This is a genomic window from Paenibacillus catalpae, assembly GCF_900112695.1.
Taxonomy (GTDB): domain Bacteria; phylum Bacillota; class Bacilli; order Paenibacillales; family Paenibacillaceae; genus Pristimantibacillus; species Pristimantibacillus catalpae.
On the sequence record NZ_FOMT01000003.1, the window covers coordinates 319,750 to 335,017 of the forward strand.

12 protein-coding genes are annotated in these 15,268 nt (G+C 50.9%); 11 read left to right on the forward strand and 1 reads right to left on the reverse strand.

The window, feature by feature from the left end; translation table 11 throughout:
• Window positions 1-52 precede the first annotated feature (52 nt).
• From BM200_RS15155 to BM200_RS15205, 11 genes are all read left to right on the forward strand, one after another.
• On the forward strand, window positions 53-1,381 hold the full coding sequence (locus BM200_RS15155) for a glycosyltransferase family 4 protein (protein ID WP_091186978.1): 1,329 nt from the start codon (window positions 53-55) through the stop codon (window positions 1,379-1,381).
• A gap of 173 nt (window positions 1,382-1,554) precedes the next feature.
• A complete protein-coding gene (locus tag BM200_RS15160; protein ID WP_091186981.1) occupies window positions 1,555-7,335 on the forward strand; it encodes a WIAG-tail domain in 5,781 nt (1,926 codons plus the stop codon).
• Between the two features lie 176 nt (window positions 7,336-7,511).
• Complete coding sequence (locus tag BM200_RS15165; protein WP_281248385.1) at window positions 7,512-8,342, forward strand: glycosyltransferase family 2 protein; 831 nt, start codon at window positions 7,512-7,514, stop codon at window positions 8,340-8,342.
• Window positions 8,343-8,370: 28 nt separating this feature from the next.
• Window positions 8,371-9,093, forward strand: a complete 723-nt coding sequence (locus BM200_RS15170; protein ID WP_091186986.1) for a sugar phosphate nucleotidyltransferase — start codon at window positions 8,371-8,373, stop codon at window positions 9,091-9,093.
• Between the two features lie 16 nt (window positions 9,094-9,109).
• Window positions 9,110-10,462, forward strand: a complete 1,353-nt coding sequence (locus BM200_RS15175; RefSeq protein WP_091186988.1) for a glycosyltransferase family 2 protein — start codon at window positions 9,110-9,112, stop codon at window positions 10,460-10,462.
• Between the two features lie 101 nt (window positions 10,463-10,563).
• On the forward strand, window positions 10,564-10,854 hold the full coding sequence (locus tag BM200_RS15180; protein WP_245773032.1) for a nucleoside-diphosphate sugar epimerase: 291 nt from the start codon (window positions 10,564-10,566) through the stop codon (window positions 10,852-10,854).
• Window positions 10,855-10,878: 24 nt separating this feature from the next.
• Entirely contained in the window at window positions 10,879-11,217 is a 339-nt protein-coding gene (locus BM200_RS15185) for an alpha-helical endospore appendage domain-containing protein (protein WP_091186993.1), read from the forward strand.
• Window positions 11,214-11,531: a hypothetical protein gene (locus BM200_RS15190; protein WP_091186996.1), complete on the forward strand. Its 318-nt coding sequence runs from the start codon at window positions 11,214-11,216 to the stop codon at window positions 11,529-11,531. The genes BM200_RS15185 and BM200_RS15190 overlap by 4 nt, the downstream gene beginning before the upstream one ends.
• Entirely contained in the window at window positions 11,528-11,815 is a 288-nt protein-coding gene (locus BM200_RS15195; protein WP_091186997.1) for a hypothetical protein, read from the forward strand. Before BM200_RS15190 ends, BM200_RS15195 begins: the two co-directional genes overlap by 4 nt.
• Before the next feature lie 103 nt (window positions 11,816-11,918).
• On the forward strand, window positions 11,919-13,025 hold the full coding sequence (locus tag BM200_RS15200; protein ID WP_245773033.1) for a CgeB family protein: 1,107 nt from the start codon (window positions 11,919-11,921) through the stop codon (window positions 13,023-13,025).
• An 11-nt stretch (window positions 13,026-13,036) separates the two neighbouring features.
• The gene (locus BM200_RS15205) at window positions 13,037-14,206 is read left to right on the forward strand and encodes a CgeB family protein (protein WP_091187001.1); all 1,170 of its coding nucleotides are present in this window, start codon (window positions 13,037-13,039) and stop codon (window positions 14,204-14,206) included.
• Here the strand turns inward: BM200_RS15205 and BM200_RS15210 are convergent.
• Window positions 14,168-15,157: a ketoacyl-ACP synthase III gene (locus tag BM200_RS15210; protein WP_091187004.1), complete on the reverse strand. Its 990-nt coding sequence runs from the start codon at window positions 15,155-15,157 to the stop codon at window positions 14,168-14,170. The genes BM200_RS15205 and BM200_RS15210 overlap by 39 nt on opposite strands.
• Window positions 15,158-15,268: the final 111 nt, after the last annotated feature.

The following is a 15,268-nucleotide window of genomic DNA, read 5'->3' on the forward strand; positions in this document are numbered from 1 at the left end:
GGGCTCGCGTATGCTAACTGCAAATTGATAACGAAGGAGGCCTTCCTTCGACATGTCGCCTGTGAAAGTGGCATTCGTTACACCAGGAGCCTATCCGATCCCATCGGGGAACAGCAGCTCTGTTGAACGGGTTGTTGAAAAATTCGTCCCTCTGCTGCGTCCTAGTGTTGAGCCTCGCATCTACGGAAAAATCGGTCGGAATTTGCCCCGCAGAAGCATGGTTAATGATGTTGTTTGCGAGAGATTTCATACAGCCAAAAGATCGGCTTATGTTGCGAACGTAGGACACGCCTTAAAGAAATTTGGCCCGCAAATTATACAAGTCGAGAATCGCCCGACTTATTTATTGAAACTGAAGCGTTCCAATCCAAAAGCTAAAATATGGCTTAATCTGCATTCCTCCACTTATATTAGTCCGAGGCATATCTCGGACACACAGCTTCGCAAGAGCTTTGCCCTTGCGGACCGGATAATCGTAAACAGTGAATTTCTACGGACCCTGGTGCTTGAGAAGGTGCCGGAAGCAAGGATGAAAATCCGCGTCGTATATCCGGGTGTGGAGACCCGGAGATTTCAATCCCGCTATACCGCAGAGGGCGAAGCGGCCCGCAGGCATCATCGGGAGCGTAAGGGCCTGGCTCACCGCAAAGTAGTGATGTTCCTCGGCAGGCTTATCCCGCTTAAAGGTGTACATCATTTGCTGTCCATTGTCCCTAGGCTTATTAAAGTTCATCCCGATCTCCTTGTTGTTATTGTGGGCAGCCCTTTCTATGGCTCTCACCGGACAACGGCTTATTCACGCAAGCTGATCAAGATGGGTGAGCGGTACAAGAAACATGTCCGGTTCGTGCCCTATGTTCCTTATTCGGAAGTGCCGGGCTGGTTCATGGCGGCTGACATTTCCGTGATGCCATCCGGGAAGCGTGAAGCATTCGGGCTGGTAAACGTAGAGGCAATGGCAACAGGACTGCCCGTTATTGCAACCCGCGCTGGCGGGATGCAAGAGATAATCCAGCACGGAGAGACCGGTTATCTGATCAACCAGAAGGAAATCAAGGCTGAATTGACCGAGAAGCTCCTATTATTGCTTCACAATGCTGCTCTGCGCCGGCAGATGGGGATAAAAAGCAGGCAGCGGGTAGAGCAGCTGTTTACATGGGAGCATACGGCGAAGCGGTGGTTAAAGATTCAAAGAAATGAAGTTGACCTCAAATTCCGCGATGACCCGGAACAGTTTGATGAACAAATATATATGGAGCCGCCTCCTGTGCCTGATCTAAATCAAGGTATCGCCTATGAGGATGAACAGGTCATCAGCTACGATATGGGCTTCATTAATCTCGAGCATTTAAAAGCTACTTCGCAAAAGGACGGCGGGTAAAACCTGCTGTCCTTTTGTCATGTTTACGCGCATCTCTCACCGCGAAGCATTGCATTGCAACAGAGGGGGCGAAGCCGAATCTGATTGGTCCAATCGGAAAACGGCAGTAGCGCGCCCATGGGTAGGAGCATATAGTGAAATAACTTTGAGGAGGAAGAAAGAAGGAGAGGTCAATGACTAAAGGAAAATCGTCGAAAAACGCCAAAGGGCGTAAGCCGAATTATTATGTCGATAATCCAAATGCCTCGGAATTAAAGTGGCTGGATGAATTAAACCGCAAGAAGAATACGGTGCAATCTAACAACCGCCTTGTCCCGCAGCCAAAGCCGGAAGAGACCAGGCCGGTCATTATTAATGCCATTGCTCCTGCCGAAAAGGCGCCTCAAGCGGAGACGTTTTTGATCCCTGCATTGACGGAAGAATTGATCCTTATTGCCGATGCCTCCTCATCGGCTGAAGTGAGCAGCGCTGAGACAGAGCGGCTTATAGAGGAGATTACTTCGTATAATGCGGATCCCGTGACGGAGCCGGAGCAGAAGCCAAATCTGCAACAAGAGCAGAAGCAGGCACTGGAGCAAGAATGGAAGCCGGAAATGAAACAAGAACAGGCGAAAGAGTTGAAGCAAGAGCCAACACCTGAGCCGACACCTGAGCCAACCTACGATCAGAAGCTCGATAAACTGGTGGAAAAGCAGGATCTGTATAAGCCGTTTCCGTTTATTTATTCGGATGATATCGTGGACGGTGCAGTGACCGGCAGCAAGCTTGCTCCTTATTCTGTCGACTCGGATAAAATGCGCCCAAGCAGCATCAATGCCTCCACAATTGCCGATTATGCCGTCAATAACATTCATCTTGCCCCGGGTGCGGTAACGGGAAATAAAGTTTCACCTTCTGCTATTACGGGCGATCATCTCTCGAACAGTTCCATTACGGGGGATAAAATCGTTGATTCCTCCATTAACGGCAGCAAGCTGGAGGACGGCAGCATCACATCCGAGAAGCTGGCCGACCGGACGATCGACTCCAGCAAAATCTCGGACGGTTCGATTACGTCGAGGCATCTCCAGCCTTTTCTCATTACAGAAGAGCTGATCGACAATCATGCCATCTCATCGGATAAAATCCAGAACAGCGCTGTACGCACAGAAAAAATCGCCAACGAAGCCATTACCAACTCGAAGCTTGGCGAAGCCTCCGTTACTCATTCCAAGCTGCGTGACGGAGCGATTACCGGCAGCAAGCTCGCCTCGGACACGATTGAATCCGTGCATCTGAAACAAGGACTGCTTCTGGCGGAGCATGTCTCGCTAGGAGCTATCCTGGGGAAGCACGTGGCTCCAGACGCCATCACGCAAGAGCATCTGGCGGAAGGGGCGGTAGGCACCGGAGCCCTTCAACCTCAATCCGTAAACGCCGAGCGGATCGCACCAAGGGCCGTTAATGCAACACATCTCCAGCAAGAGGCTGTAACGGGGGATCATATTGTAGGCGGACAAATCGGCAGCAAGCATCTTGCAGATCAAAGCGTCATCTCGATCAAGCTGGCGAATGAAGCCGTGCAAACCCGGCATGTCGGCCGCAGCAGCATTATTTCCGATCATATTGCCATCGGGCAAATTGAGCAGCGCCATATTGCTCATCAGGTGGTATCCCGTCAGCATTTGCAGTCCAGTTCGGTTGGCAGAGAGCAGCTGCAGGACGGTTCTGTAAAAGGAGAGAAGATTGCGCCTCAAGCGATTAATACCGAGCATCTGAGCGACTCTGCCGTAGGTACTCATCAGCTTGCGGATCAATCTGTAACCGACAAGAAAATCGCCGACGGTGCGGTTAAGAGCTCCAAGCTGGCTGCCGGATCTATCGAGAGCGGCCATCTGAAGAACGAGATCATTACTTTCCAGAAAATTGCGCCTGAAGCACTCCGGTCCTATCATTTCTCGGCAGGTGCGGTTACGGAGGATGCCATATCACCGGAAGCCATCTCCGGTGAACATCTGAAGCCAAAGCTCATTGAGAAGCAGCATTTTGCTAATCAGGCGGTAGGTACGGATGCGGTGCAGGATCTTTCCATTACAAGCGGCAAGATCGCATTTGGAGCCATTACCGAGTTCAACTTATCTCCGAATGCCGTTCATCCGCATCATTTGGCTGATCATAGCATCGGCTCCCAGAAACTTGCTCCGGAATCGGTCACAACCGATAAGCTTGCCGGGTCAAGCGTAACGGCTTCGAAGCTTGGCGAAGGCAGTGTGAATGAACAGCATATTGCACCGGGTGCGGTTAATTCCGATGCCATTCAGTCATCTTCGATTCGCAGCGGTCATGTACAGACTTCCTCTATAGACAGCGCGCATGTGAAGGACGGCGCTATACAGTCTGCTCATCTCGCAAGCGATGCGGTGACGGAGCAGCATTTGTCGGGCAGCAGCGTGAAGACGGATCATCTGTCTGACCAGTCGGTCACAACCAGGAAGCTGGCTCCCACATCAGTAACCAGCGAGAAGCTGGCGGACGCCAGCGTGACATCCTCTAAGCTAGCTGATGGCAGCGTGCTTTCAAATCATATTGCAGCCGATTCCATCCATTCAGAACTAATTCGCACGGGGGCGATTACGTCTGAGCATCTGCAGGCGGGAGCTATTCTTGCGGAGCATATGGGGTATCAGTCCGTTACCGAGATGAATCTGTCGTATGACATTGTGAATACGGACCATATTGCCGATCAGGCTGTTACGGCAAGCAAGCTGTCCAAGGATTCGGTCACGAGCGAGAAGCTGACGGATTCGAGCGTAATAACCTCCAAGCTGGCTGACGGAAGCGTTACGGCAAGCAAACTTGCGGAGGGATCGATCTATTCGGAGTTAATCCGTCCTTTATCAATTCAAGGGGATCATGTCGAGCCGCTCTCGATTCGTTCGGAGCATCTGAAGGACAGCGTTATCGAAGCTAACCATATTCGCAGCGGCGCAGTTGGCACGGATGCTCTGTCTAACCAGTCAATAACCGCCTCCAAGCTGACGACAGCGGCTATCCAATCCAGCCATATCGGAAATGAAACGGTGTTGAGCCGTCATCTGGCGAGTGATTCCGTCCTTGGCATTCATATTGGCGAAGGCAGTGTCCGTTCTGTCCATTTATCGGATGAAGCGGTCACGGAAGCCAAGCTGGCTCCGCTTAGCGTGGGAGAGGTCCACATTCAAGACGGATCGGTTAATGCAGAAGCGCTGCAAAATGACATTGTTGGTACAGAGCATCTCGTAGACGGGGCTGTTCAGGAATCCAAGCTTGCATCCTTATCCGTTAGTACCCGTCATATCCAGCTGCAATCGATTCAGGATAAGCATCTGACACCTGGAAGCGTGGATGAGAGCAAGCTGCAAAACGGCGCGGTGACTTCCTCCAAGCTGGCGGTCGACACGGTATCCGGCGATCATCTGCGGCTTGAGACCATCGCGAGCAAGCATATTAAGGCGGATTCGATTCTAAGCTATCATCTCCGCAAAGGAACGGTCTCCTTCGATCATTTGAGTGCGGATGTTCTGAATGAGTTTAAGCCTAAAAACATTGCAGAGGAACAGCTGGCCGAAGGCATTATTGGTTCCTCCAAGCTTGCGGATGGCAGTGTGATCACGAGCAAGCTGGCTGGCGAAAGTGTAACTACAGAGAAACTTGCCGATGACAGTGTGACGACAGGAAAGCTTGCGGATGGAAGCATTACGGGCAGCAAGCTGGCATTCGAGAGCGTTACGAGCGATAAGCTGGCAGGCGAGAGCATCACAAGCAGCAAGCTTGCAGCAGGCAGCGTGACAAGCGATAAGCTGGCTGATAACAGCATTACGGCCGGCAAGCTTGCAGATGGAAGCATGACAGGCAGCAAGCTTGCATTTGAGAGCATTACAGGTGATAAGCTGACTCCGGAAAGCGTCACAGGCAGCAAGCTTGCCGGCGGAAGCATTACGGGCGATAAGCTTGCTGATGAGAGCATTACTAGCCGCAAGCTGGCGGATGGAATTATCACAACCGGGAAATTCGCGGACGGCAGCATTACAGGCAGCAAGCTTGCGGGGGAGAGTATCACAGGCGACAAGCTGGCGGATGGAAGTATTACAAGCAGCAAGCTTGCCGATGAAAGCATCTCCTCCGAGAAGCTTCTTGACGAGAGCGTGACGGGCCGCAAGCTTGCCGACGAAAGCGTCATAACCGAGAAGCTTGCCGACGATAGTATCACTACCCGGAAGCTGGTTGATGAAAGTGTGACCGCCGATAAGCTCGCTGATGACAGCATCACCGCCGTTAAGTTGGCCAATCAGGCAGTAACGGGCAGCAAGCTGGCTGACGAGAGCGTAACCTCCGAGAAGCTTGCCGATGATAGTATTACAACCCGGAAGCTGGTTGATGAAAGTGTGACCAGCGATAAGCTTGCTGACGAAAGCGTAACAAGCATGAAGCTGGCCGACCTGGCTGTCACTGGCAGCAAGCTGGCGGGCGAGAGCATTACAACGGAGAAGCTGTCAGCAGGAAGTGTCACAGCCGATAAGCTTGCGACAGAGAGTGTAACCAGACGCAAGCTTGCCGATGAAAGCGTGACGACAGAGAAGCTTGCCGATGACAGTATCACGAGCCGCAAGTTGGCTGGTGAAAGTGTCACCTCCGAGAAGCTCGCGGACGGAAATGTCATCACGAGCAAGCTGGCCGACCTGGCTGTCACCGGCAGCAAGCTTGCCGATGAGAGTGTCTCAACCGGGAAGCTGGTCGATTATAGTATCTCAAGCCGCAAGCTTATTGATGAAAGTGTCACCTCCGAGAAGCTTGCTAACGAAAGTGTGATTACCGCCAAACTTGCCGATCAGGCTGTAACAGGAAGCAAGCTGGCTGACCTAAGCATTACAAGCGAGAAGCTGTCAGCAGGAAGTATTACAGCTGATAAGCTGGCGGTAGAGAGCATAACCGGCAGTAAACTCGCTGATGAAAGTGTCACAACCGAGAAGCTTGCCGATGACAGCATTACGAGCCGTAAACTGCTAGATGAAAGTGTAACCGCAGAGAAGCTGGCAGGCGAAAGCATCACGACCTTGAAGCTGGCTGACCTTGCGGTGACCAGCAGCAAGCTTGCCGATGAAAGTGTAACCGCTGAGAAGCTTGCCGACAACAGTATTACAACTCACAAGCTTGCCGACGATAGCATAACCGCCGGGAAGCTGGCGTTCGAGAGTGTCACATCGGATAAACTAGCAAGCGAAAGCATTACCACCAGTAAGCTCGCGGGCGGCAGTGTAACGAGTGAGAAACTAGCCGATTACAGCATCACAAGCGGTAAGCTGGCTGGTGAAAGTGTAACCGGCGATAAGCTGGCATCCGGAAGCATTACAACGGAGAAGCTGGCGGGCAGCAGTGTAACGAGTGAGAAGCTGGCCGATTACAGCATCACCGCCGAGAAGCTTGCCGACGAGATCATCACAACAGATAAACTGGTCGATGAAAGTGTGACGAGCGAGAAGCTGGCTGATGAGAGCGTAACAAGAGAGAAGCTTGCAGAAGGCAGTGTATGCGGCTGGCATGTAGCATCCGAGTCTATCACGATGGATAAATTGGCACCGGAGCTTGTGTCTGCCTTATTCCCGGCCGAAACCGAGGAGCCGGCTATAGAGCAGGCGGAAGTGGAAGCAGAGCCAGAGCCTTCCTTCATCCGCTCTACCGGATCCGGTCAGGTCATTCAGCAGTTTGGGCTGGCTCCGTATTCGTTCTTCAAAAAAGGAAAACAGCTGGAGATCGAGATTACGTTCGACGAGCCGTTCAGCAATTCAAATTATGTTGTTACCGCCATTTGCGATAACCCGGAATGTTATGTTTCCGTCTTTAGCAAATCTACGGGCAGTGCCATTCTCAACATTGTCCGTTCCAGAGGTTCATTTGAACCGGAGGGTTATATGAACTGGATAGCCATTGGCCGGTAAAATTCATAGTTTCAATAGGGGATTGGGAGCGCAAGTATACGCTCCTATCCTCTTTTTTATTTGGAGCGGGACAGACGTCTTGGAAGTTGTACAAATGCCGTTGCGCCAGCAGTCTGCATACATACTATGTGATGTACATCAAATCTTCTTTCACATTTTAATAGGCGTAAACTGAGGTGATTCAGTGGATGAAACGCGCGGAGCGATTGATAGGCAGCCGGGCCGGTGGCCGATCGACGGAGTACGGGATCCCCGCTTCTTTCAAGCCTCATCCTAATCCGGTCGTATCGGTGATTATCCCTGTTATGAACGAAAAATCGACCATCGGGCGCGTGATTCGCGAAGCTGCAAAAGTACATCCCCGGACAGAAGTCATTGTTGTTGCCAATGGTTCAACGGATGGTTCAATTGCAATTGCTAGAAAGATGGGAGCTAGAGTGCTGCAATATGATAAGCCTCTTGGTCATGACGTAGGCAGGACGATAGGGGCACTAGAGGCCAGAGGAGAGGTACTGCTCTTTATAGATGGAGATATGGTTATATCAGCTTCTCAATTACGCCCCTACATTCACGCCGTGAGAGAAAAAGGGGTAGACGCGGCATTAAACAACTATTCCGGTCCTGTCCGTAAGGCAAAGGTTCATAGTGTTGTACTGGCCAAACATGCCTTGAATGTTATTCTTCAAAGACCCGATCTGAAGGGCATATCGTTCACCGCCGTACCGCATGCGATTAGCCGCAGATGTCTGGATACGATAGGGGCTTCAGCCTTGTCTGTTCCTCCGCTGGCTCATGCGATGACTGTGAAACAGGGGCTTAAGGTAAGCGCGGTACACACCGTTAATGTCGGCAAAATAAATAAACCCCGGCCAGAGCGGGAGAAGAAAAATCCGCTCGAACGGTTAATTCTAGGCGATCATTTGGAGGCGATCTATTGGCTGCTGTCATGCACAGATGAACGGGGCGGGTTCGAGGATCGGCTGCGTAAGCGCGAGATGGCCTTGTAAGTCTGCACATGGTTAGGAGGATTGCACGATGAAAGCTGTAATATTGGCAGGTGGAACCGGTTCGCGGCTAATGCCATTAACTTCTTATATCAATAAGCATATGCTGCCAATCGGCAGACATCCGATGATCCATCACGGGATTCAAACCTTGCGTAAAGCAGGAATAAAGGAAATTCTAATCACTACTAACCGCCAGTCTGCAGGAATGTTTATTCAATATTTCGGCAGCGGTGAAGAGATGGCGGTGTCGCTTGCCTACCGGATTCAGGAAGGAGCCGGTGGCATTGCGGATGCCTTGCAGCTGGCAAGACCGTTTATTGCTGATGGGGAGAAGTTCCTTGTTCTTCTGGGTGACAATTTATTCGAAGAGGATTTGACTCCTTATATTCATGAATTTCAACAGCAGCAAGACGGAGCGATGGTGCTTCTCAAGGAGGTAGACGATCCTCACCGGTACGGTATACCAATCTTTCATCCAAACGGTGCGATTAAACACATTGTAGAGAAGCCTGAAAAGCCGCAATCGAATCTATCGGTTACCGGTTTATATATGTATAGTTCCGATGTCTTCCAGCGGATCGAGAATATCAGCCCTTCAAGCAGAGGTGAGCTTGAGATTACGGATTTGAATAATCTGTACGCTGCTGCCGGTCTCTTAACCTACCGGACGTTGTCCGGCTGGTGGATGGATGCGGGGACATTCGAGTCACTGAAGGAAGCATCCGCCCGATATTGGGATATAGAATACTAGACGGGAGAGATTATGAGTGAGACGCAAACCGCGGGGCATCCGTCGTCTCAAGCTCGCGCCATCGCAAGAGGGCAGGAGATCGGCCAACTATCAGGCCGGTTTGCAAGCGGGATACAATCAGGGACTACAGGCCGGTCAGAGCAGCTATCATTCTCTGTTCGAAGGAACGAGCATTATTATCCCGAGTTACAATCAAGTGGAGTATTTAAGAGGCTGCATCGACAGCATTATGGATAATACGGAGCAGCCTCATGAGATTATTGTCATCGATAACGCATCCACAGACGGAACAGCCGAATATTTGGAGCAGCTGGACGGTCAAGTGCGTTACCGGGTGCTGGATCAGAATTACGGCTTTGCCGGCGCAGTGAATATGGGTCTGATGATGGCCAAAGGGACTACGATGGTCATCCTCAATAACGATACCTTAATGACGGATAACTGGCTTGGCAATTTGCTGATCTGTCTGCACAGCGATCCTAAGATTGGAATGGTAGGTCCTGTCACCAATTATATTAGCGGTGATCAGCAGATTAAAGTGCCTTATGAGAGTATCGAGGATATGCCTGAATTCGCCAGACTAAACAATATTTCCGATCCAAAGCGCTGGGAAAGAACAGACAGGCTGCCGGGCTTCTGCCTCTTGTTCCGCAGGGAGCTGTGGGAGCAAATCGGGTTCCTGGATGAAGGGTTCGAATTCGGGAACTACGAAGATGATGATTATAATATTCGGACCAGGCTGCTCGGCTACTCCCTTGTTATTGCAAGAGATTGTTTTATTCATCATTTCGGAAGCGTCAGCATCAAAGCGCTGGGAGATCAGCTGGAACAGGTGACCACCCGGAATATGGTTTATTATATGACCAAATGGAATAACCCGTACGCATGGATTCATCAGGTTCGTGCAAGCGAGCCTCATATCCCTGCACTTGCCGCAAAGGGAGAAACAGCCTTTTACCCGGAAGGTGTTGTTGTGAAGGGAATTGGAGCGCAAGCCTATTGGATCGAAAATGGGGTTAAACGTCCGATTGAAGGCGAGTGGTCCGGACCGGTTATACGTCTGCCGCAAATTCTGATCCGCAGCTGGCCGATTGGCGATGCTCTTGCTGCCGGAGAAGCGGTATCCAAATGGCATTCGCTGCATTCCGTTCACAATGGCGCGCCATTGCATGGTCAGATCGCAAGCGGGCTGGACGGCTTCCTGTATTATCTGCAGAATGGCACGAAGCGGAAGATTATTACCGAAGCGGCGTCTGTCGCCTGGTACTTGCATGAGAGGGCCAAATATCCGCTGACGGTGGAACAGCTGCAGGCAATGCCGGAAGGGCTGCCTCTTATTCCTCCGGTCAAACTTCGTCAGGCTTTATAAGCTTTGGCTTTCCTGCTGCAAGTATCACCCGTTTTCGATGATGCATATGCTGGTATGACGACAACTGAACAGAGATGTTTTTGGCTGCAGAGGAGGGATTTGTGTTGCAGCAGATCGTAAACGAAATTATTGAACATTTATCTCATTCCCATAATCAAATGGCTCGTATGATCGATTCGAAGCGCCATGTTGTTGTAAGAATGGCTGAGGTTGTAAAGGCCATTCCCGACAACAATCCGAACTTCGGGGGCACGGAAGGGCTGCTCACGAACACGCAATCCCTGCTTGGGGGAATTGTTTCTTATTTGAACACGATTGCCGAATTGCAAGAGACCCTTGCAGCACAGCTGACGTTTACCGTTCGCGAACTACGCCTCGAGGAAGAAGAGTGAACGGCCGGAAGGAGGATGTTTGTCATGAATAGGGAGCAGGCTTATCGACGCATGCTTGGCGCAACAGCCAATATGCAGTGGAATATTGCGATGATGCTGGAGGCCAAAGCCGAAGAAGCAGAAAAAGCGCGCCATTGGATATGCAATCATATCACAGCGGCATCCTTCCTTGGCGATCAGACGCAGATCAAACAGACTGCCCAAATCAACGAACAGGTTATCGAAGTATTGGACGGCGTGAACAAAATGAGCCAAGGGATTCTCTCCGTTATGAAATCCGTATTGCCTAGATCAAATGATGGCGGAGGCGATGATGACGGGGATGACGAAGAGATGCTGTTCGGCATGGGTGATATGAATTGAATACGATCACGCAAAGAGAACAGGAAGTGAAGCTGCAGCTTCTCTCTTCCCTCGCCAGAAGCCAAACCGCCCTTGCCCGCATTCTGGATAGTATAGCCGGCATATCGGAGGCTTCCCCGGAGCTTGCCAGAAGTATTGCCGAGAATGTGAAACTATTGACATCCATGCAGAAGAATATAGCGGAATCCGTAACGGGGCTGACCATGCGCCATAAGCCAATGAAGCATGGAAGCCCCGGCGGTCCATGGCTTAATGCAAGAATTATCAGAAACCTCAAGATAAAGACGTCATTGCGAAGGAGGCGTTTGATATGAAAAAGAAGATTGCTTCTGCAGCCAAACGAAAAACCAAACGCAAGCCTCATGTCCGTACCAAACGCAAATTGAGCGGAGCACGAAAGACGACAAGCAAGAAGTCAGGCAAAGGCGCGATGAGCCGCCGGAAGTCATCGGTCAGAAAAAGAAGAAGAAAAAGCGCAAGCTTTGATCCCGTCAGCTATGATGACGGTTTTAACCAGACCTATAATGACGGTTATAACGCCGGATTTGCCAAAGGCTTCGAAGACGGGCACCAGATTGCCTATGAGACGCAGGTTTAATTGCAACTTACGATAGAGGTCTTAGATCTGCCTTGTTCATGCCCGGGATGGACAAATCAGGATTAAGGCTTTTTTTGTATAACGACGAGAAGCGGGCAGGTGAGTGGGAACTTTGGATACGGCAGCAGCTTCCTTCCAACAGGGCAGGCAGCATGGTTATTCAGCCGGATTTCATGCAGGATGGCGGGATGGAGCCTGCGAATGGGTAAAGTCGTCTCCCGTAGCTCCGATGCCGGAGCTCATGCCACTGCGTGTACTCTATATTCCGCAAGGGTCCTTAGGTTTTGAATCGATTGATTCCGGTATTGTCCAGGCGCTGCAGAGATGTGTCAGCGAGGTGCATCTGGGTTCGCAGGAAGGTTTGCTCCAGCAGGCTGCAGCCATTCAACCGGATATCATGCTTGTACTGAACGGACTTTACACCTTCCCGCCGGATCATCTGGAACAAATAGATGCAATCCGAGCACTCGGGATCAAGACGGTCATCTGGTTTGTGGATGACCCGTATATGACGGCTCACACCGTGCAAATCGCACCGCATTATGATGTTGTGTTAACCCATGAACGAGGCACGGTAGAGCTGTATCAGCAGCAAGGCTGCCCGCAGGTGTTTCATTTGCCGCTCGCGGTGAATGACGCCGTATTCCGGCCGTTTCGGGCAGAAAAGCAATATCAATATGAGGTTTGTTTTATAGGAGTAGCCTTCTGGAACCGGGTAGAGCTGATCGATTCCATTGCCGAGCAACTGTCCCGCCGGAAGCTGTTTATTGCCGGGGGGCATTGGGATCGTCTGCAGCGTTATTCGCTGCTCAAGCCTTATATCCATTTGGACGGCATTACACCTGAAGCAGCCGCCCATTATTATAACGGCTCCAAGATTGTGATTAATCTGCATCGTACAGACGTACCCGGGAAAGACAATCAGATTGATGCCCAAATGCCGGGACTGTCGATCAATCCAAGGACGTATGATGTATCGGCCTGCGCAACGCTGCAACTAACGGATATTCGGGATGATCTTATGACCCAGTACCGTCCAGGCTACGAGATTGAGACTTACAACGGCGCACAGGAGCTGGTGGAGAAGATTGATTATTATTTATCCCATGAGGAAGAACGGCTCCGTATTGCGATGAGAGGGATGTACCGGACTTTGCGCGATCATACGATGACTACGCGAATGGCTGTGTTATTGAATTTATTGAAGTAGGAGTGACGAATATGGCGCCAGGACTCAAAAGGAAGACTGATGAGGAGGCTGGACGAGCGGCAGGTTACCAAATGGGATGGGAGCATGGATACTGGTATGGGCTATGCGATGAGGCGATCAGCCGTATTCCGCAGGTCAATAAAGTATGGCCAATCCACGTGATGTACGTGGAAACGGGCAAAGGCTTTCCTTATTCCCCTATTGATGAAGCCGTAAAGGAGACCTTAGCTTCCCTAGTACAGCGGTTAACGGTCGTGAACGGCACGCAGCCGGTGGCGGAGCTTGCGATTGCTGACCGGCCGGATATGGTTATTGTGCTTGACGGGCTGCAGTTTGATGTCGGGCAGATTGCGGCTCTTAGGAATAACGGCATCCGTACAGCGATTTGGCTCACCGATGATCCTTATTATATGGACATTACAACTTCCATCGTCCCGCATTATGACACGGTGTTCACGCTGGAGAGAAATGCAGTGGACTATTATAAACAGCTTGGCTGTCAGAACGTCCATTATCTCCCTTTCTGCTTTCATCCCGCGCAATATCGCCCGACCAATCCCGACCGCTCCAGCCATAAGGAAATTACGTTTATTGGTTCTGCCTACTTGAACAGGGTTAACTATTTCAATGAATTAACTCCTTATTTGGCGGGGAAAAACACATTAATATCCGGCATATGGTGGGACCGATTAACCAAATATGATCTTCTCCGCTCCAAAATCAAGCTGAATCACTGGATGGGGCCGACAGACACGGCTCTCACTTATAATGCTTCCAAAATCGTTATTAATATGCATCGGGCCCATGATGATGCCCTGTATAACAGCAACAGAATCGGATTAACGGCGGTCTCGCCAAATCCGCGTACGTTCGAGATTGCAGCTTGCGCTGTTCTCCAGGTATGCGACAGCCGCGACGATCTCGCTTCGTTTTTCACGCCTGGGGTGGAGATCGTCACGTATTCCTCGCCGGCCGAGCTGGTGGAGAAGATGGAGTATTACCTGAAGCACGAGGATGAGAGGAAACAAATCGCCCTTCGCGGCATGTACAGGGCGTTCCGGGATCATACGTATGCGAACCGCCTTCATGCGATGCTGTCGATCTTATTCCCTACTCCGGCCCCCCCACCATTTCCGGCTCCATTAGATGGACCAGCGGAGCAGAACGCCGGACTGGGTTAATCCGCCGCCAAAACCATAGAGCAGCAGCAAATGTCCGGGCAACACACGGCCGTCACGGACAGCGGCATCAAGAGCAAGCGGAATGGATGCTGCAGATGTATTGCCGTAATGCTCAATGCTCGACAAAGCCTGCTGCTCGCTTATGCCGGTCCGTTCGCATAACGCGTCAATGATCCGCTGATTCGCGTTGTGCGGAACGAACCAGTTAATACTGGACGGAGTATAACCGCTGTCTTGCAATAATCCGGTAATTCCCTCAGATACATGGGTAAGCGCCCATTTGTATACTTCCCGGCCATTTTGTACAATGCGGCTGGTTGTATCTATATCTGCAGCGTTAATGACAGGGGACAAGCCGCTCCGGTAGACATGATGTCCGCCTGCGCCGTCTGTTTGGGCAGAGACCGCCAGAATATCGCCTGTGGCTCCCGCCTCCATCAATATGGCGCCAGCCCCGTCGCCAAACAGGATGCAGGTCGTACGGTCCTCGTAGTTCGTTACCTTGGACAAGGTTTCTCCGCCAATGACAAGAATCTTACGGTAAACACCGGAGAGGAGCAAACCATTCGCCAATTGAATCGCGGAAGTAAAGCCGGCGCAGGCTGCCTGAATATCAATCGCTCCGCAATGCGTGATGCCTAGTGCGGCCTGCACTTGAGCGGCAACGCTTGGGATCACATTATCCGGCGTAGAAGTGGCAACAATAATGTAGTCGACATCCTCAAGGTTAACCCCATACCGTTCCTGCATATTTCGAATTGCCCGAATACATAAGTCACTTGTGAACTGATCGTCTGCTGCAATGCGGCGTTCACGGATTCCGGTACGCTGCACGATCCATTCATCGGAAGTCTCAACGATGTGTTCCAAATCAACGTTCGATAAAATTTTGTCAGGTGTATAAGTGCCGATGGCTGTAATTGCTGCATTGGAGTGCAACTGCTTTTCCATGGTAAACAGCTCCTCTATTTTCTTTATTAGTACCTGGTTCTAATACTTGATATTAAATTACTGAAATGGAGCGGATTTGTCAAGCGGCATATTGGATAGGTTCCTCGTATC

Bases quoted from the DNA above. Each gene is read 5' to 3' on its own strand.
- BM200_RS15155 (WP_091186978.1), top strand. From the start codon at position 53: ATGTCGCCTGTGAAAGTGGCATTCGTTACACCAGGAGCCTATCCGATC.
- BM200_RS15160 (WP_091186981.1), top strand. From the start codon at position 1,555: ATGACTAAAGGAAAATCGTCGAAAAACGCCAAAGGGCGTAAGCCGAAT.
- BM200_RS15170 (WP_091186986.1), top strand. From the start codon at position 8,371: ATGAAAGCTGTAATATTGGCAGGTGGAACCGGTTCGCGGCTAATGCCA.
- BM200_RS15185 (WP_091186993.1), top strand. From the start codon at position 10,879: ATGAATAGGGAGCAGGCTTATCGACGCATGCTTGGCGCAACAGCCAAT.
- BM200_RS15195 (WP_091186997.1), top strand. From the start codon at position 11,528: ATGAAAAAGAAGATTGCTTCTGCAGCCAAACGAAAAACCAAACGCAAG.
- BM200_RS15205 (WP_091187001.1), top strand. From the start codon at position 13,037: ATGGCGCCAGGACTCAAAAGGAAGACTGATGAGGAGGCTGGACGAGCG.
- BM200_RS15210 (WP_091187004.1), bottom strand. From the start codon at position 15,157: ATGGAAAAGCAGTTGCACTCCAATGCAGCAATTACAGCCATCGGCACT.